Here is a 26,070-nt window from a genome sequence, read left to right on the forward strand (position 1 = left end):
CAAAACGAAAACGGCCGGCGTGTCGCCACGCCGGCCGTTTCCATGTTCAGGGTCGGAAGATCAGGCCGATCACTCGGCCTTCTCGTTCGCCTTCTTGAGCGCGGCGCCCAGGATGTCGCCGAGCGAAGCGCCCGAATCCTGCGAGCCGAACTGCGCAACGGCTTCCTTCTCCTCGGCGATCTCCAGCGCCTTGATCGACACCTGGACCTTGCGGGCCTTGCGGTCGAACAGGATGACGCGGGCATCGAACTTCTCGCCGACGGCGAAGCGGTCCGGACGCTGGTCGCCGCGGTCGCGGGCCAGTTCCGAGCGCTTCACGAAGGTCGACATGTCGGTGCCGACGATCTTCACCTCGACGCCGCCGTCCTTCACGTCGGTGACTTCGCAGGTGACGATCGCGCCCTTCTTGATCTCGCCCGAATCCTGGAAGGGGTCGCCGGCGAGCTGCTTCACGCCGAGCGAGATGCGCTCCTTCTCGACATCCACGTCGAGAACGACCGCCTTGATCACGTCGCCCTTCTTGAACTCGTCGATGACCTGCTCGCCCGGACGGTTCCAGTCGAGGTCGGACAGGTGCACCATGCCGTCGACGTCGCCGTCGAGGCCCAGGAACAGGCCGAACTCTGTCTTGTTCTTGACCTCGCCCTCGACCACGGCGCCGGACGGATACTTCTCGGCGAAGGCATCCCACGGGTTCTGCAGGGTCTGCTTGAGACCCAGCGAGATGCGGCGCTTGACCGGATCGACCTCGAGGATCGCGACTTCCACTTCCTGCGAGGTGGCGACGATCTTGCCGGGGTGAACGTTCTTCTTGGTCCAGCTCATCTCGGAGACGTGGATCAGACCCTCGATCCCCGGCTCCAGCTCGACGAACGCGCCGTAGTCGGTGATGTTGGTGACGCGCCCCTTGAAGCGGGCCTCCACCGGGTACTTGGCCTCGATGCCCTCCCACGGATCGCCGAGCAGCTGCTTCATGCCGAGCGAGATGCGGTGGGTCTCGTGGTTGATCTTGATGATCTTCACCTTGACCGTCTGGCCGATGTTCAGCACCTCGGTCGGGTGGTTCACGCGGCGCCAGGCGATGTCGGTGACGTGCAGCAGGCCGTCAATGCCGCCGAGGTCGACGAACGCACCGTAATCGGTGATGTTCTTGACCACGCCGTCGATGACCTGACCCTCTTCGAGATTCTGCACCAGCTCGTGACGCTGCTCGGCGCGGGTCTCTTCGAGAACCGTGCGGCGCGACACCACGATGTTGCCGCGGCGGCGATCCATCTTGAGGATCTGGAACGGCTGCGGGTTGTGCATCAGCGGGCCGACGTCGCGGATCGGACGGATGTCCACCTGCGAGCGCGGCAGGAAGGCCACGGCGCCGTCGAGATCGACGGTGAAGCCGCCCTTGACCTGGTTGAAGATCACGCCGGTGACCTTCTCGGTGGCGTTGAACGCCTTTTCGAGGCGGACCCAGCTCTCTTCGCGGCGCGCCTTGTCGCGCGAGAGAACGGCTTCGCCGAGCGCGTTCTCGACGCGCTCCAGATAGACTTCGACTTCATCGCCGACCTTGATCTGCTGGTCGCGGCCGGGGCCGGCGAACTCGCGCAGCGCCACGCGACCTTCGGTCTTCAGACCGATGTCGATGATGGCGAGGTCCTTCTCGATCGCGACGACGATGCCCTTGACGACGGAGCCTTCGGCCGGCTCGGTCTGGCCGAAGCTCTCTTCGAGCATCGCGGCGAAATCGTCACGCGCGGAAGCGAGGGTTTGAGTAGCGGACATTTAAACTCCTGATAGCCAAAGCGCCGGCACGGGGTTGATGATGTCGCGCTGTGCCACGGGCACCGGAACCTGGCATTTCCGGCGCTACCTTCGCGGTGAAACGAAGGCCCGGCGCATGTGGCCGCAGCAAGCACGACAGGATATGTCGGAGGAGAGGCGGACGATGCCGGGCGCCAAAAGCCCCGCCATTCCACTCTCGATGATCCGGCGCCGAAAGCGCGGCAAAGGCGGGCATGCCTCCCAGCTTCGGAAATGCGTCTGCCGCACTCCCGGCCCGCCCGGCCGCCGCACTGACATGTGTGGCGCCTGGACGCGCGTGCATATAGCGCCGGACGCTTGCAAAGGCAAGGCTTCGGCCTCAGAGAGCGGACGCGGTGCCGGCCGGCGGATCGCACTTTCCTTTCCAGGCCATATGTCGGATTGTATGGCGCAGCGAGGGAGCGGTCGTCATGCCGCGACGCCAATGTACAATGCGAGTCAGGGCCCGGTTGTCGCGAAACGGTGGTTTCGGCGGATGTTCCGCGGGATCGCGCCCCGCTCGGTCGCCATGGATCGCTCGAAGCACTTGCGCACCCTGGCCCTGAACGTCCTGCTGGCGCTGGCCGGCTCGGTACCTCCCGTCCTGGGCGCGGTCTACCTGGCCTGGCACCTCGACACGGCAGACCACCGGGCGCAGCTGCAGACCACCGCGCGCAGCGTGATCGGCCAAACCGAGGAAATCTACCGTTCGGCCGCAGCCGCGCTGCGCTCCATGGCCGCGACGGACTACACGCCCTGCTCGGAACAGCATATCCAGCACATGCGCCGGTTCATGGTGAGCTCGCCGATCACGGTCGGCGTCGCCTATGTCCATGACGGCATGTTCCAGTGCTCCGCCTTCGGGCCGTTCAGCGAGCAGGTGGACGAGGGCGCGCCGGACGTCACGCGGCCGGACGGCATCGGCATCCGTCTCGACGTCCGCTCCCGGATCGCGCCGCGGGTCAATGTGATCTCGCTGGCGTTCGGCGACCATGCCATCCTCATCGACCCCTCGCTGCTGCTCGGCTACGCGCCGGCGCCCGGCATCTCGGTGACGCTGCTGGAGAACGGGCGGGTTATCGCCGCACGAAATCCCGACGCCGATATCGACGTCACGGCGCTGGCGGCGCGCGAGGGATCGGGCACGGCGAACGGCGTGAATTACGCCGTCGTCCGGCAAGACGGATGGACGGTGATCGTCACGGAGCCGGCGGTCGGCCTGATGGCCTATATTCACAACGAAAGAGCCGTCCTGCTGGGGCTGGCGCTGATCATCACCGCCTGCAGCGGCGGCATCATCTTCTAGCTGGCGCGCCGGCGGCATTCGCCGCTGAGCGAGCTGGCAGCGGCGGTGCGCCACCGCGAATTCCCGGTGCATTACCAGCCGATCATCGAGCTGGAGACCGGACGCTGCATCGGCGCCGAGGCCCTGGTGCGCTGGCGCCGCCCCGACGGCACGATGGTGCGGCCCGACGAGTTCATCCCGCTGGCCGAGACCTCCGGGCTGATCATGCCGATCACCGATCAGGTCATCGAGCGGGTGGTGTCGGACCTCAACCAGATGCTGGTCGCCGATCGCTCGCTGCATGTCGCGATCAACCTGTGCGCCGAGGACATCAGCACCGGGCGCTTCCTGCCGGTGCTGGCCGCCGCGCTGGACCATACCGGTATCTGGCCGGAGCAGATCCTGCTGGAAGCCACCGAGCGCGGCTTTGTCGATGTCGAGGGCGCGCGGCGCACCCTGATCGAGGCCCGGCGCATTGGCCACGGCACGGCGATCGACGATTTCGGCACCGGCTATTCCAGCCTGCAATATCTCCAGACCCTGCCGCTGAATGCGCTCAAGATCGACAAGAGCTTCGTCGACACCATCGGCAAGGTGACCGCGACCAGTTCGGTGACCAACCACATCATCGACATGGCCAAGGCGCTCAACCTGCTCGTCGTCGCCGAGGGGGTGGAGCGGCAGGACCAGGCCGACTACCTCAACGAACGCGGCGTGGAGCTCGCGCAGGGCTGGCTGTTTGCCAAGCCGCTTCCGGCGGACGACTTCATCGCCTTTCACAAGCAGTGCCAGCAGCGCCTGGGGCCGGCGCCGATCCGCGTCAAGGACGGGTTGCGCCGTCCGGCTGCGGGGCGGGGGGCGGAGGGGCCGGCCGCACCAGCCACACATCCATGATCCAGCCCTTGCGCGCCCGGGCCTGCGCGCGCCGCTCCAGGATGATCTCACCCACCTCGCTCAGCCGCCCGGCCGCCAGCATCTGGTCCGGCGAGCCGAGATAGGCGCCCCACCAGATATCGAGCGAATCACCGCGTGCCATCAGCGCGCGCAGGCCCGAGCCGTCGTCGAGCATGGCCACCAGCGTGGCGTCGGGCCGCAAATCGTCGAGGCTGCGCCGGCCGGTGGTGACGATCACCGGGTCGCCGACCGTGTTGAGCACGATGCCGTGGGCGCTCGTCAGTGCCTGAACCGCGCTGATGCCGGGAAACACCTCGATCTCGAAGGCCGGCGCGCCAGCCTCGCGCGCCGCGTCAAGAATGCGCAGGGTGGAATCGTAGAGCGCGGGATCGCCCCAGACCAGGAAGGCCCCGGTGCCGTCCTCCGGCAGCTCGCGGGCGATCATCCCCGCCACCAGCGCCGCGCGCGCCTCGTGCCAGGCCGCCACGCCGGCCTTGTAGGGCGCGGCGACATCGCGCTTCGGGCTGTCGGCGCGGGCGATGCGGTAGGGCCGGCGCATGTGCCGGGCGAGCAGTTCCTCGCGCAGCCGCACCAGCTCGGCCGCCGCTTCCCCCTTGTCGAGCAGGAAGAACACCTCCGCCCGGTTCATCGCCGCCACCGCCTGAAAGGTCAGGTGATCGGGATCGCCGACACCGATGCCGATGACGAGGAGGCGGCGCATCACAGCGCGTCGCGGGCGGCGAACACGTCTTTGGCGATCAGCAGCGCGTCCAGCGCGGCGGGAAAGCCTGCATAAAGCGCCATCTGCATGATGGTCTCCACCACCTCCTCGCGGGTGGCGCCGACATTGAGCGCCGAGCCGATATGCACCTCCAGCTCGCGCTTGGCGTGGCCGAGCGCCACCAGCCCGGCCACCGTCGCCAGCATGCGGGTGCGCAGATCGAGGCCGGGGCGGGAATAGACGTCGCCATAGCCGAACTCGAAAATGTAGCGCGCGAAATCGGGCGCGACGTCGGCGAGCGCCGCCATCACCTTCTCCCCGCTCTGGCCGGTGATCTCCTTAAGCCGCGCCCGGCCGCGCTCCAGCCGCTCGCTTTCCGCTTCCCCGCTCATGTCGCGCTCCCCGTCTCCCGCCGCTTCGCCTCGACAATGGCGAGCGCCGCCTGCCAGCTCTGGTCGCGATCGAGCGCGCTGTTGTCGAGCAGCACCGCGTCGGGCGCCCGCACCAGCGGCGCGCTGGCACGGCCGGAATCGCGTTCGTCGCGCCGGCGGATATCCGCCAGCACCTCGTCATAGCTCGCCGTGTCGCCGCGCCCGGCGAACTCGCGGTAGCGGCGCTCGGCCCGCACCTCGGGGCTGGCCGTGACGAAGATCTTCACCTGTGCGTCGGGAGCGATCACGGTGGCGATGTCGCGCCCGTCGAGCACCGCCCCGCCGGGCTGGCGGGCAAAATCCTGCTGGAGCCGGAGCAAGGCGGCGCGCACCTGTGGCACCGCCGCGACCCTGGAGGCCGCCTCGCCCACCGGCCCGGCCTTCAGCGCCTCGGGATCGAGCGCGGCGACATCAAGCCCGGCCGCGATTCTGCCCAGCGCGTCGGCGTCGTCGAAGGGAATCGCACGCGCCAGCGCCGCCGACCCGACCGCGCGATAAAGCAGGCCAGTATCGAGATGGGGCAGCCCGTAATGGACGGCCAGCCGGCGCGCCAGCGTGCCCTTGCCCGAGGCGGCCGGGCCGTCGATGGCGATGATCATGACGCCGGCGTCTCCTCGATCACCGCGCCGAGCGCCCGCATGATCGGCGTGAAGGCGGGGAAGCTGGTGGCGACGAAGGTGATGTCGTCGATGGTCACCGGCTGCTCACTCGCCAGACCCATCACCAGGAAGCTCATGGCGATGCGGTGGTCCATATGGGTCGCGACCGGCCCCGCGCCGGGAATCGCGCCGGGCACCGCGCCATGACCCTCGACGATGAGGTCGTCGCCCTCGATGCGATGCACGACGCCGGTCGCCGCGAGCCCGGCCGCCACCACCGCCAGCCGATCGGATTCCTTGACCCGCAATTCCGACAGCCCGCGCATCCGGGTCGTGCCCTGCGCGAAGCCCGCCGCGACCGCCAGCACCGGATACTCGTCGATCATCGAGGGCGCGCGCTCGGGCGGCACCACCACGCCCCTGAGCGCGGAGTGGCGCACATGCAGGTCCGCGACGCTCTCGCCGCCTTCGACGCGCTCGTTCAGCAGCGTGATGTCGGCGCCCATCTCCTTCAGCGTGGTGAACAGGCCGGTGCGCAGCGGATTGGTCATCACGCCCTCGATCACGATGTCGGAGCCCGGCACGATGAGCGCGGCGACCAGCGGGAACGCGGCGGAAGAGGGATCGGACGGCACCCGCACGGGCGCCGGCTTCAGCTCCGGGCGCCCCTTGAGCGTCACCTTGCGGCCGTGCTCGCCATAGGGCTCGACCCGTACATCCGCGCCGAAATGCGCCAGCATGCGCTCGGTATGGTCGCGGCTCGCCTCTTTCTCGATCAGCGTGGTCTCGCCCGGCGCACCGAGGCCGGCGAGCAGCACGGCGGACTTGATCTGCGCCGAAGCCACCGGGCTCTCATAGACGATCGGCACCAGGTCGCGCGGGCCCTTGAGCGTGACCGGCAGGCGCCCGCCCTCGGCGGCGTCCAGCACTTCGACGCCCATCTTCTCCAGCGGGTCGAGAATACGGCGCATCGGGCGCTTGCGCAGGCTGGCATCGCCGTCGAAGGTGGCGGTGATCGGGTTGCCGGCGACCACGCCCATCATCAGCCGCGAGCCGGTGCCGGCATTGCCGAAATCGAGCGGGGCTTCCGGCGCGCGCAGACCGCCGACGCCGACGCCCTCGACACGCCATTCGCCCGCGCCGAGCCGCTCCACCACCGCGCCGAGCGCGGCGCAGGCCTTGGCGGTGTTCAGCACGTCCTCGCCCTCCAGCAGGCCGGAGATGCGCGTCTCGCCCACCGCGAGCGTGCCGAAGATAAGCGCGCGGTGCGAGACCGACTTGTCACCCGGCACCCGGGCGGTGCCCTCCAGCGGCCCCGAGCGACGCGCCAGCGCGGGCACCGGCACGCCGGCACCATGGGCGGGAGCGGCCTTGGACGGCGAGAGCGTATCGGTCATGCGAGCGGGCCTTTTTCGGTGGTCGGGCGATGGGCAGGTTTGTCGCGGCGCTTCCTACCACGAGCCTGTCAATGTCGCCACGCCATGCGATTGCGTCTTGACTCCGCCAAACTCGCGGTTCAATGGGAGCCTCCCTTCAATCACCACCTTCCGAGGTTACGAACCGTGGTGAAGCCCGAACTCGGTACCAAGCGCATCTGCCCTGTCACAGGGCGGAAGTTTTACGACCTGAACAAGGATCCGGTGATCTCGCCCTATACCGGCCAGATCGTCCCGATCACCGCTCCCGTGTCCCGCGGGCGCGCCGAACCCGCTCGCGCCTCCGTCGTCGAGGCGGACACCGAGACGGAAGAGGCGGCCGACGTCGAGCTGGTCTCGCTGGAGGATGCCGACGAGGAAGCCGCCGGCACCAGCAGCAAGGCTGCGCCGGCGGACGACGACATCGAGATCGACGACGAGGTCGACAGCGATGACGACGACACCTTCCTCGAAGAAGACGAGGACGGCGACGACGACGTCACCGACCTGATCGGCGACGGCCTCGAGGACGACGAGGAGAGCTGACGGCTGTGGAGAGATTTTCCCTCTTCGACGAGAGGGGTTGCAGTCTCTCCCGCCATGTGCTTTACGACCGTCCGCACCGGCTGATGCCGGCGCGACACGCCGGGTGAGACACCCAAGGCGCCCAACCGCTCCGGCGGGGAAGCGCCCGCCCGGCAACCCCCGGTGGGGCCATAGCTCAGTTGGGAGAGCGCTTGAATGGCATTCAAGAGGTCGGCGGTTCGATTCCGCCTGGCTCCACCAAATCTCTCCCGACATCCCCGTTTGATCGTCCGACTGTAGGTCCTGACGCTGCGCGGGCCCAGATGCGGCTTTTCCTTGTCTGACCCTGCCGTGCCGGTCACATCCGTTCGCGACGATGGCGCACTCGGGAGCGGCTTCCGCGGGCCGACGCGCCAGCGTCATCCCGGCCACACCCCATCCCTGTGCGCCTGAAGGCCCTCCAGGGGCAAAATCCATCCGCATTGCAGGATTGATCCCGGCACCACGCGCGTGCCGTGAACAGGGCTCCCTGCCCGCTCACGGGCGGCAGGGAGCGCCCGGCGTTCAGCGCAGGTCGGCGCGATAGAGATCGCTCAGCGCGGCGCGCTGGCGGTCCTTGGAGCAGATGTCGCGGATATTGCCGATCATGTCATAGGTGCCGGAGCGGGCGTCCGGCGAATCGACCCAGGCCCCGAGCCGTTCCGCGGCCTCGGCCGGCGAATCGACCAGCGCGTCGGCGGGCAGGTCGAAGCCGGAAAAGGCCGAGATGTTCCGCACGATCATCGGCCGCCCGAGCGCGGCCGCCTCGATCACCGTCATCGGGAAGCCTTCCCATGCCGCGACATGCAGATACAGGTCGCATTCGGCGAGATAGGCATGGGCCTCGGCATGATTCACCCAGCCGGTGACATGGACGCCGGCCGCCTTCAGCGCCGCCGTCATCTGCTCATCGCCGCCGCCGACCCAGGTGAAGGTGAACTTGTCGCGCACCCCCGCCGGCAGCCGCTTCAGGATCTGCAGCAGGAAGCCCGGGTCCTTCTGCGGGCACAGACGGCCCATGCTGACCACATGGGCGTGGCCGTCATTCTCGAAATGCCGGATCGGGCCATGATCGAAATCGGTGGTGTTGGGGATGAAGACGCTGCGGGTGCGCGGGTTCATGCGCTGCGCCAGCTCGACCTCCTTGAGGCTCACCCCGGCGAAGGCGGCCGAACGCGAGCTCAGCATCTTCTCGGCGACGAAATAAATGCCGCGCAGAGCGGGATTGGCGCTGCGGCGATGGAAGCTGAAGCCATGCGGCGAATAGACCAGCCGCGCGGGATCGATGCCGGCCATCCGGCCATAGACGCCGGCGAAGCTGGAATGAAGGTGCACGAAATCCGGCTCGACCTCCTCCACCTTGCGGCGGATGTCGATCACCGCGCCGACAAAGCCGCGCCGCATGCCGGAAATCGAGGAAAACCGCGCGGAAAGATCCTTGGACAGCGGCTGGTCCTGCCGTTCGCACACCAGCAGGTGATGGTCGATTTCGGGCGTGCTCTCCGCGAAGGAATAGAGTGAAGAAACGATACCGCCGCCGAACGCTTCACTGACATGAAGTACCTTACAGGGCATAGGTGGGCGTCCTAAAAATACAAATTTCGTAATAAATCGACGGAAACAGCCAAAATGCGCTGCGTCGTCCCCCATCATACCGGGCTTCGCGCCCGCAGCAAAGATTTCGCGACGGATCGTTGGCCGCAATGACTCGCTTTCAGCCGCGTCAGCGGGCCGCATGGGCGATTTGCGTGAGCGGTGCGGCGTTCAACCTGCCGCTCCGGGGCTGACCGGTCGCCGGCGGCACGGTGAAGATGGTTTGCCGGGCTGAGTCGTAATGTTCAGTTCCGCGGCTTTTGCAATGGTAACAGGTGACGGCGGGCAGCATCACCGCCATTACTGTTCGGTCTGCTTGCCCACGGTATCCATTTCCCGCGTTAAACGATCCCTCCACGGTGCGCGCGACAGCACAGGCGCCCGGCACGCGGGAAATCATGCCGTCCTGTGCAGAAATCGCCGCCGCGCGGCGCCGCCGGATGACCGAATTGCGCGCCGCCGGCGCAAGCGCATACGGCTGCCGCCCGGATGCTCGGCCTGAAACGCAATCGCCCCTCCGCAGCGGACCGCGAAGGGGCGACGAAAGGCGAGACTGGAAGAGACGCCCCGGACAGGAACGCCCGGAGCCGGCGGTCAGGCGCTGGCGCGTCCGATGCTGGCGTAGCGGAAGCCGTGACGGGTCACTTCCTCCGGCTGGTAGATGTTGCGCAGGTCGACCAGGATCGGGTCGGCAACGCTTTCCTTCAGACGCGGCAGGTCGAGCGCGCGGAACTGATCCCATTCGGTCACGATCACGATGCAATGCGCGTCGGCCGCCGCCTCATAGACGCTGTCGGCGTAGGAGATGCCGGCCGGCAGCAGCGGCTTGGCCTGCTCCATGCCCACCGGATCATAGGCGCTCACCTTGGCGCCGGCATCCTGCAGCGCCTGGATGATCGAGATCGAGGGCGCCTCGCGCATGTCGTCGGTGTTCGGCTTGAAGGTGAGGCCGAGCACGGCGACCTTCTTGCCATACAGGTCGCCGCCCACCGCGCGCACCACCTTGCGCGCCATCGCCCGCTTGCGCTGGTCGTTGATCGCCACCGTGGTCTCGATCAGCCGAACCGGGCTGTCATTGTCCTGCGCGGTCTTGACCAGGGCGAGCGTGTCCTTGGGGAAGCACGAGCCGCCATAGCCGGGGCCGGCATGCAGGAACTTGGAGCCGATGCGGTTGTCCGCGCCGATGCCGCGCGCGACCTGCTGCACATCCGCCCCGACCTTCTCGCACAGATCGGCGATCTCGTTGATGAAGGTGATCTTCATCGCGAGGAAGGCGTTGGCCGAATACTTGATCAGCTCGGCGGTGCGGCGGTCGGTGAAGATCAGCGGCGAGGTGTTGAGGAACAGCGGGCGATAGACATCGGTCATCACCGCCTTGGCGCGCTCGTCGACCGTGCCGATGACGATGCGGTCCGGGCGCTTGAAGTCGCCGATCGCCGCGCCCTCGCGCAGGAATTCCGGGTTGGAGACCACCGCCACGTCGGCCTCGGGGTTGGCCTCGCGCATCAGGCGCTCGACCTCGTCGCCGGTGCCGACGGGAACGGTCGACTTGTCGACCACCACGGTGAAGCCCTTGACCGCCGCCGCGATCTCGCGCGCCGCGCCGTAGACGTAGCTCAGATCGGCATGGCCGTCGCCGCGCCGCGAGGGCGTACCCACCGCGATGAACACCGCGTCGGCCTCACCGACCGGACCGGCCAGGTCGGTGGTGAAGGACAGGCGCTGCTCGCGCACATTCTTGGCGACAAGCTCGTCGAGGCCGGGCTCGTAGATCGGAAGCCGGCCGCTGTTGAGCGCCTCGATCTTCGAAGCGTCCTTGTCGACGCAGATGACCTGATGACCGAAGTCGGCAAAGCAAACACCAGATACCAGCCCGACATAGCCCGAGCCGATCATGACGATCTTCATTAAAAACGCCCCCGAGACAAATGCATTCCGCGCAAGAAAATTGTCCGACCCCAAAACCACTGGTCTCCTCGACAAAACCACTGCCACGCCGTTTTTGCAACGCGGTAGGCTGCGGAATGCCCTGCGGCGCGACGGATTGTCCGGGCATGCCGCGTCGCAGGCAGGAGATCGGCGGCGACCTGCGGCGGGCGCGAACCCGCTCGCCTGCCTCGCCTCTCAGCGGCAAGATGCGCGCGGTGATTGTATTGCGCCTCCCCGCGCAAATAAATGTATTGAAATGGCACATCGGAACTGCGTGGCAGACTGTAGCCAGCAGCGTGTATCCCAAATGGGATATAAATGACGCGATCGTTTCGTACGAATTTGTTCAATGTTGTGAGCCATATGTAAAAAATTGCATGGTGGACACAACGCATTCGTTACGGCAATCTTGCCGGAGGTAATTCGAGAATGAGATCGCGCCTTGCTTACCTTTAGTAATGCTGTCTACCGTATTTACGAAGCGACGCTAAGCCCGCAGCACTGGCTGGATGCCTTGGACGGAGTGGCCTCGCTCTGCGATTCGGACGGCAGTTTCATCACCGCGCGGGGCGGCGAGGACTGGCTGATGGTGCTCAATTCCACCTCGCTCGATCGGGCACTGAAGGAAGTGCGTTCCTCGCCCTGGATGACCCGCAACATCTGGCTGGAAAGGCTCAATGAAGCCGCCTATCGCGTCGGCGACGTCTATCGCGATCAGGACGTCGCCACGCCGGAGGAAATCGAGACACATCCGTTCTATGTCGAGTTCCTCCCCAGCGTCGGGCTCGGCTGGAACATGGCGGCGATCATCCACTCCGATTTCGGTGCGCCGACCGGCCTGCTGGTGCAGCGGTCACGCGAAAAAGGACCCTACACCCGGGCGGAGATGGACGCGCTGCAGCGGCTGTCGCGCCATGTCGAACAGTCGCTGCGCATCTCCGCGCGGCTGGTCGACGGGCAGTCCCTGAACGACACGCTGGCCCGCACGCTCGATTCGATGGACCGCCCGACCTTCATTCTCGACCCGGACCTGCGCCCGGTGCACATCAACCGCCAGGCCCTGGGGCTGATGGGGCGCTATTTCACCGAGGAGGACGGCCGGCTGCTGCCGGTTGCCGAGCACCAGCGCGCGGCTTTCACCGCCGCGGTCCGCTCCGCGCTCGCCGATGCCGAGCCCCAGAAGGAAGGTCCCCAGCCGATCACGCTGACAATGGCGACCGGCGAGGCACCGCTGGTGGCGTGGATCCTGCCGCTGGTCGGCGCTTCGGCGGACCGGCTCGGCAACGCGCCGCCCGGCGAGCGGGTCGTGGTGCTGGTACAAACGCTCCACGCCGAGCGCAGCATCGACCCGACCGTGATCCGCAACGTGTTCGGCCTCACTCTTGGCGAGGCGCGCCTCGCGGCGCAGCTCGGCGCCGGACACAGCGTGCGCCGGGCGGCGGCCGAGCTTGGGATCACCGAGGGAACCGCGCGCGTGGTTCTCAAGCGTGTGTTTCAGAAAATGGGCGTGCAACGTCAGTCTCAATTAGTCGCGAATCTTGTCATGTTCGGTGGGACGGGACATCGAGCCGCCCCGGAGACGCAGACCCCTAAATAGAACGACGCCCGTTGCGGCCGAGAGTTTGGCCGTGACTTTACTCAGAGAAGTACAGGTATTTTATTACTTGTATGAGGTAGTATCGACGGGTTCGATTCTTCCTCACTGGTTCAGAAAGCAGAGGTCGCCATGAGCAACACGCCGTATCCGCAGCCCATCCGTGGCAGCAAGGGCGCCGACATCGTCGGACCGCGAAACCTCGCCGTCGAGGCGCAGAACCCGGACATCTTCCTGCCGCCCGCCACCGACAATGGCGGCATTCCCAACCTCAAATTCCCCTTCGCCATGGCCCATAACCGGCTGGAAGACGGCGGATGGGCGCGCGAGGTCACCCAGCGCGAGATGGGCAGCCTCAAGGAACTCGCCATCGTCAATATGCGCCTGCCCGCCGGCGTGGTGCGCGAGCTGCACTGGCACAAGGAAGCCGAGTGGGCCTATGTGCTCAAGGGCCGGGTGCGGTTCTACCTGATCGACGACCAGCGCCAGACCCTGATCGAGGACCTTGAACCCGGCGACCTGTGGCTGGCCCCGGCCGGCTTCCCGCACGCGATCCAGGGCCTTGAGGAAGGCACCGAATTCGTTCTCGTGTTCAACGACGGCAATTTCTCCGAGAACCAGACCCTGCTGGTGACCGAACTGTTCGCGCACACCCCGCGCGAGGTTCTGGCGAAGAATTTCGGCGTGCCGGTCGAGGCGTTCGAGGGCATTCCGGCGTCCGAGAAGTACATCTTCCGCCAGCCGGTGCCCCCGCCGCTGGAGCAGGTGCGCGCGGAGCTGGGCGCGGTGTCCTTCACCGACAAATACGTGTTCCGCGCCTCGAAGATCGCCCCCACCCCCTATCCGGGCGGCGCGACCACGGTGGTCGATTCGCACAGCTTCGGCGTCACCAATCTCGCCGCGCTGTTCATCGACCTCGAACCGGGCGGCATGCGCGAGATCCACTGGCACCCGGATGCGGACGAGATCCAGTACTACATCTCCGGCAAGGCGCGGATGACCGTGTTCGACGCGGTGAGCAACGCACGGACCTTCGACTTCGTGGCCGGCGACGTCGGCTACGTTCCCAAGACGCTCGCCCATTACATCGAGAACACCGGCGACGAGCCGGTGCGCGTGCTCAACGTGTTCCACACCGCCGAGTACAAGGACGTCTCGCTCAACAACTGGCTTGCCCTGACGCCGCGCCATCTGGTGCAGGGGCATCTCGATGTCGGCGATCCGCTGATGTCCTCGCTCCGCGCCACCCGCCAGCCGGTCGTGAAGGGCTAGGCAGGCGGCCGGATTGTCACGCCCCCTCCTACGGGCCTGCCGAACCGGCAAAGGTTCGGTATAGGGGTCGGACGCCGCGTCGGACGGTTCCGGCACGGCGTCCGCGCCTGGCCAGCGCGCGTATGGAATTTTCGAGCCCGTATTTCGAGACCCCTGCATCCTGGATGCGGCACTCAGAACAGAAGGAGGAGCGGACATGGAAGAATTCATGTCGAAGATGCTGGTATCGGACCTGATACCGATCATCGCGGTGATGGCGCTCGGCTATGCCGCCGGCAAGCGCAACGTGTTCCAGGAAGACCAGGCGCGCGTGCTGAACAAGCTGGTGCTCGACTTCGCCCTGCCGGCGGCGCTGTTCGTCTCGATCGTGAAGGCCGACCGCGCCATGCTGGTCGAGAATGCCACGCTCAGCCTGATCTCGCTCATCGGGCTGGTCGTCCTGTTCATGCTCTCCTATTTCACGCTGCAATGGTTCTTCAAGCGTTCCAAGGCGGAAGGCGCGGTCTGCGCGCTGATCGCCGGCTCGCCGACCATCGGCTTCCTCGGCTATGCCGTGCTCGATCCGCTCTACGGCACCGGCGTCGAGACCGGCCTCGTGATCGCCATCGTGGCTATCGTCGTCAATGCGGTCACCATCCCGCTCGGCCTGTATCTGCTCAATGCCGGTGGCGGCGGCGAGAAGACCGCCGACGGCGCCCCCCACGGCAACGCGCTGCTGGCAGCGATGAAGGAACCGGTGGTGTGGGTGCCGGTGCTCGCCGTCGCGCTGGTGGTAATCGGCGTGCAGGTGCCCGATCAGTTCGACCCGACCTTCAACCTGCTGGCGCAGGCCAATTCCAGCGTCGCGGTGTTCGCCGCCGGCCTCACCCTCTCGGCCTACAAGATCGAGCTGGACTGGGAAGTCGCCTACAACACCGCTTTCAAGCTGATCCTGATGCCCGGCGTGTTCCTGCTCGCCGGCTGGGCCTGCGGCCTCGATGCGACCATCCTGCAGATGCTGGTGCTCAGCGTGGCCCTGCCGCCCGCCTTCTCCGGCATCATCATTTCCAGCCGCTTCCAAGTCTATACCCGCACCGGCACATCGACGCTGGCGGTCTGCGTGCTCGGCTTCATCGTCGCCGCGCCGTTCTGGGTCTATCTGGCGCGCCTCGCCGGGGGCAACTGACGCCCCTCGCCGGCCCGTTGCGCCAAGGCCCCGCCGGCACCCCGGCCGGGGCCTTTTTCTTGATCGGCCACACCGACTTCCGGCACGATGCCGCAGGCGGCACACGCTTTTTTGTGTCCCGGCACCGCGCCGGCCCGCTACACAGGGCACCGGCCCGGCCGCTCCGCCGGGTCTCGCGCAGCACAGGGCCGCCGGCACCCATGACCCAGACGCCCGATCCTTCCGAAGACCTCTCCCCCGAGCAGGGCCGGACGCCGCGCCGCAAGCTGGAGCGCTGGCTGCGCGCGCAACGCCCCCTCGCCGGCCCTCCCCTGCGCCGAGCCGGCGTGCTCGGTGCGGTCGCTGGGGCGCTGGTGGTACCGCAGGCCTGGCTGCTCGCCGCCGCCATCGCACCGATCGTGACCGGCGACGCCACGCTGGCCGGGGTGCTGCCGTTCCTGCTGCCGCTCGCCGCGCTCTATGTGCTGCGCTTCGCTCTCGCACAGGGCGCCGACCGCGCGGCGATCCGCGCCGGGGCGAGCGTCAAGGCCGCGATCCGCGACCGGCTGCTGCGCCATCTGCAAAGTCTCGGGCCGTCCTATGTCCGGCGCCAGACCAGCGGCGCGCTCGCCACCGCCACGCTGGAGGGCGTGGAAGCGCTGGAGCCGTACTACACGCGCTATCTGCCGCACATGCTCTCGCTCGCCGTGGTGCCGGCGCTGATCCTCGTCGTGGTGATGCCGCGCGACTGGATTTCCGGCCTCGTGCTGCTGGTCACCGGGCCGACCATCCCCGTGTTCATGATCCTGATCGGGCTCGGCACCGAGAAACTGAACCAGCGGCAATGGCGCCGGCTGACCCAGCTCGGCGGGCGCCTGCTCGACGCGCTGCAACGCCTCACCACGCTGAAGCTGTTCAACGCCACGAACCGCGAGGCCGACGTGCTCGCTTATGTCTCGGAGGAGTATCGCCGCAGCACGATGAAGGTGCTGCGCGTCGCCTTCCTCTCGTCGCTGATGCTGGAATTCTTTGCGACGGTGGGCATCGCGCTGGTGGCGGTGCTGATCGGCTTTCGCCTGCTTTACGGCCAGATGGGCTTCGAGGCCGGCTTCTTCGCCCTGCTGCTGGCGCCGGAATTCTACGCCCCGCTGCGCCAGCTCGGCGCCGACTACCATGCCCGCATGGAGGCGATCGGCGCGGCGGAGCGGCTGGTCGATATCCTCGAAACCGCGCCCGCGCCGGCCGGCACCGCCCGCCCGGAGCTGCCGGCGCGGATCGAGATCGCGTGCGAGAACGTCACTTTTGCCTACCCGGAAGGCCGCGCGGCGCTGGACGGGGCGAGCCTGACGCTGGAAGCGGGCGCGGTGACCGCGCTGGTCGGGCCGAGCGGGGCGGGCAAGAGCACGCTGCTTGCCCTGCTGCTGGGGCTGGAGCGGCCGCAAGGCGGGCGCATCCTGATCGCCGGGCACGACCTCGCCACCATGGACAGCGAACATTGGCTGTCCCATGTCGCGCTGGTGCCGCAGCGCCCGCACATGTTCGCCGGCACGGTGCGCGACAACATCGCGCTTGGCCGGCCGGACGCACCGCTGGAGGCGATCCGCGACGCCGCCCGCCTCGCCGAGGCCGACGACTTCATCATGTCGCTGGCGCAAGGCTACGACACCCCGCTCGGCGAGCATGGGCTCACGCTCTCCGGCGGACAGGCGCAGCGGCTCGCTCTCGCCCGCGCCTTCCTGAAGGACGCTCCCATGGTCCTGATGGACGAGGCCACCACCGGGCTCGATGCGGCGTCCGAGGCGCTGGTGACGAAAGCCGTGGCGCGGCTGGCCGAGCGCCGCACCGTGCTGGTGATCGCCCATCGCCTGCGCACCGTGCGCCTTGCCCGGCGCATCGCCGTGATGGAGGCGGGTCGGATCGTCGAACAGGGCACGCATGAGGAGCTGGCCGGCGCAGACACGCGCTATGCCGCGCTGCTCGCCTCCGCGGGACTTACGGAGACGGCGCTCGCTGCAAGCGGAGCGGGGGCGCTCAATGGATGACCTGAAGGTTCTCCTGCGCCTGCTCGCTTTGTTCCGGCCCTATCGCGGCTGGATGCTGCTCGGCGCTTTTCTCGCCAGTCTCACCGTGCTCGCCAGTGTGGCGCTGATGGCGGTGGCCGGCTGGTTCATCGCGGCGATGGCGACCGCCGGCATGGCCGGCGTGCTGATGAACTATTTCATGCCCGCCGCCGGCATCCGCGCCTTCGCGATCCTGCGCACCGGCGGGCGCTATGGCGAGCGCGTGGTCTCGCATGAGGCGACGTTCCGGCTGCTGGCGCGGCTGCGGGTCTGGCTGTTCCGCAAGCTGGTGCCGCTGGCGCCGGCGCAGCTCCAGAATCATCGCGGCGCCGATCTGGTGTCGCGCATCCAGGCCGATATCGACACGCTGCAGCACGCCTATCTGCGGCTTTATTCGCCGGTGGTGGTGGCGCTGGTCGGCATGGTGGCGATCGTCGCCGTGCTCGCTTTGTTCAGCCCGGCGGTGGCGCTGGCGGTGCTGGCCCTGCTGCTGGTGGCGGGCGCTCTCGTGCCCGGCCTCGTCTACCGCGCCGCCGCGACACCCGGAGCCGACGTCGTCGCCACCCGCGCCGAATTGCGCGTGGCGCTGGTCGACGCGCTTCAGGGCATGACCGACCTGCGCGTGCACGGCGCGCAGGAGCGCATGGCGGACAGCATCGCGCGCCTCTCCGCCGGTCTCGGCGAGCGCCAGTCGCGGGTGGCGCGGCTCGGCAGCCTCTCGGAAGGCATGGTCGGGCTGTGCGCCAATCTCGCGGGCTGGAGCGCGGCGGTGCTGGCCATGCTCGCGGTCGGCGCGGGAACGCTCGCGCCAGAACAGGTGCCGATGCTGGCGCTCGCCGCCTTCGCCAGCTTCGAAGCGGTGGCCCCGCTGCCGCTCGCCCTGCAACGCGTCGGCGAGATCGCGGCCGCGGCGCGCCGCATCTTCGCGCTGGCCGACGCGACGCCGAACATCGCCCCGGTCGCCGCGCCATCACCGACACCGCGCGACAGCTCGATCCACCTTAACGGCGTGCGCATGCGCTACGAGGCGACCGGCCCGCTCGTGCTCGACGGCATCGACCTCGACATTCCCGCCGGCCGGCGCCTCGCCGTGGTCGGACCGAGCGGGGCGGGGAAAAGCTCGATCGCGCGCGTGCTGCTGCGGTTCTGGGACTATGAGGCCGGCGACATCCGCCTTGGCGGCCACGATCTGCGCGCCTATCGGCAGGACGACCTGTTCCGCCTCATCGGCGTGCTCTCACAGGACACGCAGCTTCTGAACGCCAGCGTGCGCGAGAACCTGCTGGTCGCCGCGCCACAAGCCGATGGCGACGCCATGGAGCGAGCAATGCGCGCGGCGCAGCTCCACGATTTCATCATGGCCCAGCCCCATGGCTACGACACCTGGATCGGCGAGGGCGGGGTACGGCTCTCGCTCGGCCAGGCCCGCCGGCTGGCACTGGCGCGGGTGCTGCTGCGCGATCCGGCGATTCTCATCCTCGACGAGCCGACCGAAGGTCTCGACGCCCCGACCGGGCGCGCGCTGATGGAAGCGGTCGTCGCCGCCATGGCGGGGCGCACCGTGCTGGTCATCACCCACCGGCCGGAAGAGGTTCACGGCCTCGTCGACGCCACCGTGCGCCTCACGCAGGGTCGCATTGCCGGTAGGTAACGGGGCGCGCTTGCCATAAGCGCCGCAACGGCGGGCGGACGGCCGGATCGGGCGAACTTGATAATAAAGTCAATGCGATCCGGAAATTTTAGAAACGCTATGAGTCTTGCCATCGCTGGGTCGCACCGGCACAATGGTAACCGGTGGAGCGGAATTTCGGGGGGGATTCCGGAAGGGTTCCCAGCTCGCCAGCGGACGTTATCCGGATCGTCGCCGATCCGCAGCGAGAGTACCCGTGATGGTGAATGACCTCGTCGTCGATCTCTCCCGCCTGCAGTTCGCCGCCACGGCACTGTACCACTTCATGTTCGTGCCGCTGACGCTCGGGCTGACCGTGCTGCTCGCCGCGATGGAGACGGTCTATGTGGTGACCGGCCGGGCGATCTATCGCGAGATGACGCAGTTCTGGTCGAAGCTGCTGCTGATCAACTTCGCCCTTGGCGTGGCCACCGGCCTCACCATGGAATTTCAGTTCGGCACCAACTGGTCCTATTATTCCAGCTTCGTCGGCGACACGTTCGGCACGCCGCTCGCCATCGAGGGCCTGATGGCCTTCTTCATGGAATCCACCTTCATCGGCCTGATGGTGTTCGGCTGGGACCGCCTCTCCCGGGCGCAGCACCTGTTCGTCACCTATCTGGTGGCGCTCGGCTCGAACCTCTCGGCGCTGTGGATCCTGGTCGCCAACAGCTTCATGCAGCACCCGCAGGGCGCCTCGTTCAACCCGGTGACGATGCGCATGGAGCTGGACAGCTTCTTCCAGCTGTTCTTCAACAGCGATGCCCAGTCGAAATTCGTGCACACCAGCCTCGCCGGCTTCGTCACCGCGGCGGTGTTCATGTGCGGCATCAGCGCGTTCTACATGCTGCGCGGCCGGCACCTCGACTTCGCCCGGCGCTCGTTCCGCATCGCTGCGCTGTTCGGCATGCTCGGCACCGCCGGCACGCTGACGCTGGGCGATTCGCTCGGCTATTTCGCCGCCCGCGTGCAGCCCACCAAGCTGGTGGCGATGGAAGCGCTCTGGGAAACCGAGACGCCGCCGATGGCGTTCAACGTCATCGCCTTCCCCTCGCAGAGCGAGCAGCGCAATCTCTGGGCGATCCAGATCCCCGGCATGCTGTCGCTCCTCGTCACGCATTCGCTGACGCAGGAGGTGCCCGCCGCCGACCAGCTGGTCGAACAGGCCAAGACGCGCATCCGCAACGGCATTCCGGCGGTGCAGGCGATGATGGCGCTGAGCGCGGACCCGACCAACGCCGATGCCCTCGCCCAGTTCAACACCCATCGCGCCGACGTCGGCTACGGCCTGCTGGTGCAGCGCTACGCGCCCGACGGCGACCTGACCCGGATCACCGACGCCGATGTCGACCGCGCCGCGCTCGACACGCTGCCCGAGGTCTGGATCATCTTCTGGGCGTTCCGCGCCATGGTCGGCTTCGGCGTGCTGATGCTCGGCTATTTCGTGCTGTCGACCATGCTCTCCCTGACCAACCGGGTGGAGAAGCTGCGCTGGTTCCAGTGGTCGGCGGTGCTGATGATCCCGGCGCCCTACATCGCCTGCGAGGCGGGGTGGATCGTCGCCGAGATGGGCCGCCAGCCCTGGACGGTCTATGAGGTGCTGCCGACCTGGCTCTCGGCCTCCACGCACAGCGTCACCTACATGGCGTTCTCGGTGGCCGGCTTCGTGCTGCTCTACACCCTGTTCGCGATCATTGAGGTCTATCTCATGGTCCACTTCATCCGGAAGGGACCCGGCGACGGGGCGCCTCCCGGCGCCTCGCCCCACGCCTCCGCCGTTCCGGCCTATTGATCGAGAGAGGAGGAGCCCGCCATGGAAGTCTATCTCGCTCTCAAGATCATCTGGTGGCTGCTGCTCGGCGTGCTGCTGATGGGCATCTCCATCATGGTCGGCATGGACATGGGCGTGGGCACGCTGCTGCGCCATGTCGGGCGCACCGACAGCGAGCGCCGGGTCGCCATCAACGTCATCGCCCCGCACTGGGACGGCAATCAGGTGTGGTTCATCCTCGGCGGCGGCGCGATTTTCGCGGCGTGGCCGCTGGTCTACGCCACCGCCTTCTCCGGCCTCTACGTGGTCATGCTGCTGCTGCTGTGGAGCATGATCGTGCGCCCGCTCGCCTTCGAGTACCGCAGCAAGCGGGAATCGGCGCGCTGGCGCAGCAACTGGGACTGGTGCCTGTTCCTCTCCGGCTTCCTGCCGATGCTGGTGTTCGGCGCCGCGGTCGGCAACATGCTGCAGGGCGTGCCGTTCCATTTCGACTGGCGCCTGACCTCGTTCTACACCGGCAGCTTCATCGCGCTGTTCAACCCCTTCGCCATCCTCTGCGGCGCGATGGCGGTGTCCATGTCGGTCTATATGGGCGGCGCCATCCTCACCGGCGCCACCGACGGCCTGGTGCAGGAGCGCGCCCGGCGCGCGGCGATCTTCGCCGGCATCCTCGCCATGGTGCTGTTCACCATCGGCGGGCTGTGGCTCACCCGGCTGGACGGCTATGTGCTGGTGAGCGGGCCGGACCCGGCGAGCGCGCAGACCCCGCTGCACCAGACCGTGGAGCGCGCCGCCGGCCACTGGCTGACGAATTTCAGCAACCATCCCGTGCTGTGGGCGGCGCCGGCGCTCGGCTATATCGGCGCGCTGCTCGGCGTGCTCTCGCTCTCCGCCCGGCGGCCGATCTTCGGCTGGTGGTTCGGCGCGCTGGCCTGGATCGGCATCATCGCCACCGTGGGCGCGGCCATGTTCCCGTTCATGATGCCGTCGAGCACCGAACCCTCGCACAGCCTCACGGTGTGGAACGCCGGATCGAGCCAGCTCACGCTGAGCTGGATGCTGGGCTTCACCCTCGTCTTCATGCCGCTCATCCTCTGGTACACGAGCTGGGCGTTCTGGGTGATGCGCGGCAAGGTCGACGAAGCGCACGTCGAATCCTCCGAGCACGCCCTCTGAGTACGGGCAAGAAGGATCGGGCCATGCTGTTACGCTATTGCTTCTTCCTGTTCCTCATGGCGCTCGCGGTGGTGGTCGCCGTGCTGCTGGGCGAGAGCGGGCCGTGGTATTTCTCCTGGGTGCTCGGCACCGGCTTCATGATCCTGGTGGCGTCCATGGGCGCCATCCTGCTGGAAGCTCAGGACGATGCCGCCAAGTCCGAGGCCGAGAATTCCAGGGCCGCAAATCCCGGGGCGTAGTCCCTCCCCGGCTGGTCAGCCGAGCAGCAGCACCCATCCGGCGGCGACCAGCATGCAGGCGAGGGTGACCGGCACGCCGGCGCGGGAAAACTCGCCGAACGGGATCTTCACGCCCTGGGCCGCCGCCTGTTCCACCACGATGATGCCGGCGAGGCTGCCGAACACGATGAGGTTGCTGGAAAAGCCGGTGCCGAGCGCCAGCGCGGCGCCCAGCGCCGCGTGATCGCCGGCGGCGTCGAGGAACGGCACCAGCAGCATCACCGCCGGATTGTTGCCCACGATGTTGCTCAGCGTCCCGCCGACGAGGAACAGGGTCAGCGGCTGGGTAAGATCGAAGCCCGCGGTGCGAAAATCCGCCAGCAGCGCCTGCGGCAGGCCGGTGGCGGCCAACGCGGCGTTGACCACGAACAGGCCGATGATCAGCACCAGCAGGTCGCCATCGACATGTTTGAGCATGTCGTGCGAGGAAATCCGCCGGTTGAGCAGCAGCAGGCCGGCACCGGTGAGGGCCACCAGCTCGCGCGAGATGTCGGAGAACACGAAGCCGGCGATCACCGCCAGCGTCACCACCGCCGCCTTGGTGGTCTCCCAGCGATCGAGCGGCGTCGGCAGGTTCGCCGGAACCGCGGGCTCCGCCTGCGTCGGCGGAAGATCGGCGAGCGCCCATTTCCCGCGATAGAGCAGCGCGACGATGCCCCAGACGATCGGCAGCGAGGCCAGCGCCGGCACGGCCGCGACGCGCAGGAAATCGTTGAAGGACAGGCCGAGCCCCTGCGCCGCGATCATGTTCTGCGGGCTGCCGATCAGCGTGCCGGCCGAGCCGGTATTGGCCGCGAAGCAGAAGGCGAGCAGGAACGGCACCGGGTTCAGCCCGCGCGCCAGCGTGATCGAGACCAGCAGCGGCGTCATCGCCACCACCACCACGTCATTGGTGAGCACCGCCGACAATAGGCCCCCGGCCGTCACCAGCACCGCGAGCAGCGCCGGCGGGCTGACCTTGAGCGTGGCGATCCGCTGCGCCACCCAGCCGTAGAAGCCCGAGGTGACGAAGGCGGCGGAGACCACCATCAGGCCGAACAGCATGCCGAGGCTGCGATAGTCGATGGCGTCCCAGGCGGCGGCGGGGCTGATGCGGCCCGCGCTCAGCATCGCCATGGCGCCGATGATCGCCGCGCCGGTCCGGTCGACCTTGAAGCCCGGCAGCTTGCCGACGCCCATGGCGAGATAGACCAGCAGGAAGATCAGGATCGTCAGGTCCATCGGGCTTCACCCTTGCGATAGCGCCCGCAGCCAACGCCGTTCATGGCCTGCCCTCGCCCTCGTCGATCCGGGGAAAGGCCTTGGTTAGCTGGAGCGCTTCCTCTTCGATCAGATGAGTCCATCTGACCGGGAAAGGCTCTAGCGGTCTTTTCCGCCGGTGTCAGCGTCCGCCACCCCGCGCGCCACCGCCGCGTGATACTCGGCGCGGATGCGGGCGAGGTCGACGGTGGGCTGCGGCAATTTCAGGTCGAGCCCGTCGAGCGTCGCCTCGATGATCTCGGAGACGGCGAGATTGCGGAACCATTTATGGTTCGAGGGAATGACGTACCAGGGTGCGTGCGGCGTCGAGGTCTTCTCCAGCATGTCCTCATACGCCTTGGTGTAGTCGTCCCAATAGGCGCGCTCCTTGTAGTCGGCCTCGCTGATCTTCCATTGCCGCTCCGGGTCCTCCAGCCGCTGGCGGAAGCGCTCCAGCTGTTCCTCGGGCGAGATGTGGAGGAAGAATTTCAGGATGGTAATGCCGGAATCGGCCAGCAGCCGCTCGAACTCGTTGATGCGGTCATAGCGCGTCGACCACACCGCCTTCGGCACCAAGTCGTGCACCCGCACCACCAGCACGTCCTCGTAATGCGAACGGTTGAACACGGCGATCTGGCCGCGGCCGGGCGTGTGGGGATGCACGCGCCACAGGAAATCGTGCCGCAGCTCCTCCTCGGTGGGCTGCTTGAAGCTGGTGACGGTGGTGCCGAGCGGGCTCATCGCCGAGACCACATGCCAGCAGGTGCCGTCCTTGCCGGCGGCGTCGAGGCCCTGCAGCACGATCAGCAGCCCATGCTTCTTCTCGCCATAGAGCTTCTGCTGGAGATCGGCGAGCCGGGCCACGTTGCGGGCGAGCTCCTTGCGGGCGTCCTCGGCGGAGGCGTAGTCGCCGCGAAAGGCCGGGTCGAACTTCTTGAGCCGCACCTTGGTGCCCGGTGCGATCATCAGCTTCTTGCGCAGGTTCATCCGCGTTCTCTCCGGTTCGCGCCCGCGCCGGGCGGCGCGGGGGAGAGAGACACTAGAATCACGCGGCGGCATTGTCAGGCGGCACGATCACGCCGCGCGCGACACCGGATGCATGGCAAGCACGGCGGCGATATCCGGCTCGTCGAGCTGGCCGGGGGAAAGATGCTCGCGCGCATAGTCGCGCCAGATTCCGGAGCGCAGAAACAGGTCGAGCAGGTCCGGGTCGAGATGGCCGTCCCGCTTCATGAAGCCCATGATGCGGATCGCCTCGCTGAGCGTCTTGGCCTTCTTGTAGGGCCGGTCGCCGGCGGTCAGCGCCTCGAACACGTCGGCGATCGCCATCATCCGCGCCACCGGGCTCAGTTCGTCGCGCGCGAGACCGCGCGGATAGCCGGTGCCGTCCATCTTCTCGTGATGCCCGCCGGCATATTCCGGCACATTGGCCAGCGCCCCGCTCAGCGGCAGGCCCTCCAGCATCAGGATGGTGCGGGTGATGTGACGGTTGATCTCGTAGCGCTCCTCCTCGGTCAGCGTGCCGCGGCTGATGGAGAGATTGTGCAGCTCGCCCTGGTTCAGCCGGTGGGCGGGGCGCTTGAGGCTGAAGCCGGCCTTGGCCTCGAAATCGTCGAGCTGGTTTGAAAAATGCTCGATGACCTGGTCCGGCCGGTCGGCGAGCAGCGCCTCCTTCACCGGCAGCCGCGGCTCGGGCACGCGCTCCCGGCGCCGGCGCTCCTCGGTGGAAATGCCGATTCGGTCGCTCAGCGTGCGCGTCCACTGGCGCCGCGCGATCTGGTGCAGCCGCTCGATCTTCTGCGGCTCCATGAACTCGCCGCCCTCGTTGCAGGAGGCGACGAAGGCGAAGTCCTCGTCCAGCGCGCGCCATTCCTGGTCGCGGACCGCGCGCAGCCGGGCCTCGTCGCCACCCTCGGCCAGCGCGCGCCAGTAATCGGTCTCCGCCTGTGCCTTGAGCAGCTCGAAGCGCATGCGGATCTCGTGGATCCGGTCGGTGATGGTTTCGAGCTTGGTGGCCTTGTCGACCACATATTCGGCAGTGGTCAGCTTGCCGCAATCGTGCAGCCAGCTCGCCACGTCGACCGCTTCCCATTCATCGGGCGTCAGGTCGAAATCGGCATAGGGGCCCTCGCGGCTCTCGCAGGCCGCCTTGGCAAGCGCATGGGTGATCAGCGGCACGCGCTGGCAATGGCCGTTGGTGTAGGGCGACTTGGCATCGGTCGCGAGCGCGATCATGCGGATCACCGCGTCGAGCAGCTTCTTGCGCGACTTGAGCAGCAGCGTGGTCTCGATCGCCACCGCCGCATTGCCGGACAGCGCCCGCGCGAGGTCGAGGCTTTCATAGGAAATCGGCGTGTCCTCGCGGGTCCGCGAGCACAGCAGCAGTCCGCCGATCACCTCGTCGGAGCGGTTCAGCAGCGGGATCACCGAGCAGCGCAGCACCTGGCCGTCCTCCAGCGGCAGGCCGCGCGCGATCGGCGCCAGCATCTCGTCATGGGCGGGATCGGCGATGTCGAAATGGGTGACGTTGCGGCGGCGCAGCGCATGGACGATGCGATGCGCCGTGCCGGTCCCGGCGTCGGTGAGCAGGCCGAACGCCTCGGCGGAAGGGTCGCCTGACTCCACCTCGCCCGCCCCCAGAT

At 67.6% G+C, this 26,070-nt stretch carries 21 protein-coding genes and 1 tRNA gene; 12 read left to right on the forward strand and 10 right to left on the reverse strand.

What is annotated here, in order from left to right; genetic code table 11:
• Positions 1 to 69 precede the first annotated feature (69 nt).
• Positions 70 to 1,776 carry a 30S ribosomal protein S1 gene (rpsA, locus tag VRZ77_RS12545; RefSeq protein WP_414592991.1) on the reverse strand — a complete coding sequence of 569 codons (1,707 nt, stop codon included), beginning with the start codon at positions 1,774 to 1,776 and terminating at the stop codon, positions 70 to 72.
• A 565-nt stretch (positions 1,777 to 2,341) separates the two neighbouring features.
• Between rpsA and VRZ77_RS12550 the strand changes: the two genes are divergently transcribed.
• Both VRZ77_RS12550 and VRZ77_RS12555 read left to right on the forward strand, forming a co-directional pair.
• Entirely contained in the window at positions 2,342 to 3,100 is a 759-nt protein-coding gene (locus VRZ77_RS12550) for a CSS-motif domain-containing protein (protein ID WP_414592992.1), read from the forward strand.
• Between the two features lie 33 nt (positions 3,101 to 3,133).
• Positions 3,134 to 3,973 carry an EAL domain-containing protein gene (locus tag VRZ77_RS12555; protein WP_414593014.1) on the forward strand — a complete coding sequence of 280 codons (840 nt, stop codon included), beginning with the start codon at positions 3,134 to 3,136 and terminating at the stop codon, positions 3,971 to 3,973.
• Here the strand turns inward: VRZ77_RS12555 and cobF are convergent.
• The 4 genes from cobF to aroA are packed head-to-tail and all read right to left on the reverse strand — an operon-like array spanning position 3,900 to position 7,121.
• The gene (gene cobF, locus VRZ77_RS12560) at positions 3,900 to 4,694 is read right to left on the reverse strand and encodes a precorrin-6A synthase (deacetylating) (RefSeq protein WP_414592993.1); all 795 of its coding nucleotides are present in this window, start codon (positions 4,692 to 4,694) and stop codon (positions 3,900 to 3,902) included. The genes VRZ77_RS12555 and cobF overlap by 74 nt on opposite strands.
• Positions 4,694 to 5,086, reverse strand: coding sequence for a carboxymuconolactone decarboxylase family protein (locus VRZ77_RS12565; protein ID WP_414592994.1), 393 nt, complete (start codon positions 5,084 to 5,086; stop codon positions 4,694 to 4,696). The genes cobF and VRZ77_RS12565 overlap by 1 nt, the downstream gene beginning before the upstream one ends.
• Entirely contained in the window at positions 5,083 to 5,724 is a 642-nt protein-coding gene (gene cmk / locus VRZ77_RS12570; protein ID WP_414592995.1) for a (d)CMP kinase, read from the reverse strand. Before cmk ends, VRZ77_RS12565 begins: the two co-directional genes overlap by 4 nt.
• The gene (gene aroA / locus VRZ77_RS12575; protein ID WP_414592996.1) at positions 5,721 to 7,121 is read right to left on the reverse strand and encodes a 3-phosphoshikimate 1-carboxyvinyltransferase; all 1,401 of its coding nucleotides are present in this window, start codon (positions 7,119 to 7,121) and stop codon (positions 5,721 to 5,723) included. Before aroA ends, cmk begins: the two co-directional genes overlap by 4 nt.
• A gap of 165 nt (positions 7,122 to 7,286) precedes the next feature.
• On the opposite strand from aroA, the gene VRZ77_RS12580 reads away from it, so the two are divergent.
• Both VRZ77_RS12580 and VRZ77_RS12585 read left to right on the forward strand, forming a co-directional pair.
• Positions 7,287 to 7,685, forward strand: a complete 399-nt coding sequence (locus VRZ77_RS12580; protein WP_414592997.1) for a TIGR02300 family protein — start codon at positions 7,287 to 7,289, stop codon at positions 7,683 to 7,685.
• A 164-nt stretch (positions 7,686 to 7,849) separates the two neighbouring features.
• Positions 7,850 to 7,925 (forward strand) — tRNA-Ala (locus VRZ77_RS12585).
• Positions 7,926 to 8,228: 303 nt separating this feature from the next.
• Here the strand turns inward: VRZ77_RS12585 and VRZ77_RS12590 are convergent.
• Both VRZ77_RS12590 and VRZ77_RS12595 read right to left on the reverse strand, forming a co-directional pair.
• The gene (locus VRZ77_RS12590; protein WP_414592998.1) at positions 8,229 to 9,278 is read right to left on the reverse strand and encodes a glycosyltransferase; all 1,050 of its coding nucleotides are present in this window, start codon (positions 9,276 to 9,278) and stop codon (positions 8,229 to 8,231) included.
• Between the two features lie 612 nt (positions 9,279 to 9,890).
• Entirely contained in the window at positions 9,891 to 11,204 is a 1,314-nt protein-coding gene (locus tag VRZ77_RS12595) for a UDP-glucose dehydrogenase family protein (protein ID WP_414592999.1), read from the reverse strand.
• A gap of 544 nt (positions 11,205 to 11,748) precedes the next feature.
• Between VRZ77_RS12595 and VRZ77_RS12600 the strand changes: the two genes are divergently transcribed.
• The 8 genes from VRZ77_RS12600 (at position 11,749) to VRZ77_RS12635 (ending at position 22,150) form a co-directional block, all read left to right on the forward strand.
• A complete protein-coding gene (locus VRZ77_RS12600; RefSeq protein ID WP_414593000.1) occupies positions 11,749 to 12,822 on the forward strand; it encodes a helix-turn-helix transcriptional regulator in 1,074 nt (357 codons plus the stop codon).
• 129 nt (positions 12,823 to 12,951) lie between these two features.
• Positions 12,952 to 14,091, forward strand: coding sequence for a cupin domain-containing protein (locus VRZ77_RS12605; RefSeq protein WP_414593001.1), 1,140 nt, complete (start codon positions 12,952 to 12,954; stop codon positions 14,089 to 14,091).
• Between the two features lie 196 nt (positions 14,092 to 14,287).
• Positions 14,288 to 15,256: a transporter YfdV gene (yfdV, locus tag VRZ77_RS12610; RefSeq protein ID WP_414593002.1), complete on the forward strand. Its 969-nt coding sequence runs from the start codon at positions 14,288 to 14,290 to the stop codon at positions 15,254 to 15,256.
• 200 nt (positions 15,257 to 15,456) lie between these two features.
• On the forward strand, positions 15,457 to 17,277 hold the full coding sequence (gene cydD / locus VRZ77_RS12615; protein WP_414593003.1) for a thiol reductant ABC exporter subunit CydD: 1,821 nt from the start codon (positions 15,457 to 15,459) through the stop codon (positions 17,275 to 17,277).
• Complete coding sequence (gene cydC / locus VRZ77_RS12620; protein ID WP_414593004.1) at positions 17,270 to 18,946, forward strand: thiol reductant ABC exporter subunit CydC; 1,677 nt, start codon at positions 17,270 to 17,272, stop codon at positions 18,944 to 18,946. Before cydD ends, cydC begins: the two co-directional genes overlap by 8 nt.
• Before the next feature lie 238 nt (positions 18,947 to 19,184).
• Positions 19,185 to 20,756, forward strand: a complete 1,572-nt coding sequence (locus VRZ77_RS12625) for a cytochrome ubiquinol oxidase subunit I (RefSeq protein ID WP_414593015.1) — start codon at positions 19,185 to 19,187, stop codon at positions 20,754 to 20,756.
• A gap of 21 nt (positions 20,757 to 20,777) precedes the next feature.
• Entirely contained in the window at positions 20,778 to 21,911 is a 1,134-nt protein-coding gene (cydB, locus tag VRZ77_RS12630) for a cytochrome d ubiquinol oxidase subunit II (RefSeq protein ID WP_414593005.1), read from the forward strand.
• Between the two features lie 23 nt (positions 21,912 to 21,934).
• Positions 21,935 to 22,150, forward strand: coding sequence for a cytochrome bd oxidase small subunit, CydX/CbdX family (locus VRZ77_RS12635; RefSeq protein ID WP_414593006.1), 216 nt, complete (start codon positions 21,935 to 21,937; stop codon positions 22,148 to 22,150).
• A 15-nt stretch (positions 22,151 to 22,165) separates the two neighbouring features.
• On the opposite strand, the gene VRZ77_RS12640 is transcribed toward VRZ77_RS12635, so the two are convergent.
• From VRZ77_RS12640 to VRZ77_RS12650, 3 genes are all read right to left on the reverse strand, one after another.
• The gene (locus tag VRZ77_RS12640) at positions 22,166 to 23,410 is read right to left on the reverse strand and encodes an SLC13 family permease (RefSeq protein WP_414593007.1); all 1,245 of its coding nucleotides are present in this window, start codon (positions 23,408 to 23,410) and stop codon (positions 22,166 to 22,168) included.
• Between the two features lie 138 nt (positions 23,411 to 23,548).
• The gene (locus VRZ77_RS12645) at positions 23,549 to 24,415 is read right to left on the reverse strand and encodes a polyphosphate kinase 2 family protein (protein WP_414593008.1); all 867 of its coding nucleotides are present in this window, start codon (positions 24,413 to 24,415) and stop codon (positions 23,549 to 23,551) included.
• An 87-nt stretch (positions 24,416 to 24,502) separates the two neighbouring features.
• A partial coding sequence (locus VRZ77_RS12650) for an HD-GYP domain-containing protein (RefSeq protein ID WP_414593009.1) occupies positions 24,503 to 26,070 on the reverse strand: 1,568 nt, incomplete at its 5' end.

This window comes from Ancylobacter sp. G4_0304 (assembly GCF_047501495.1).
Lineage (GTDB): Bacteria > Pseudomonadota > Alphaproteobacteria > Rhizobiales > Xanthobacteraceae > Ancylobacter.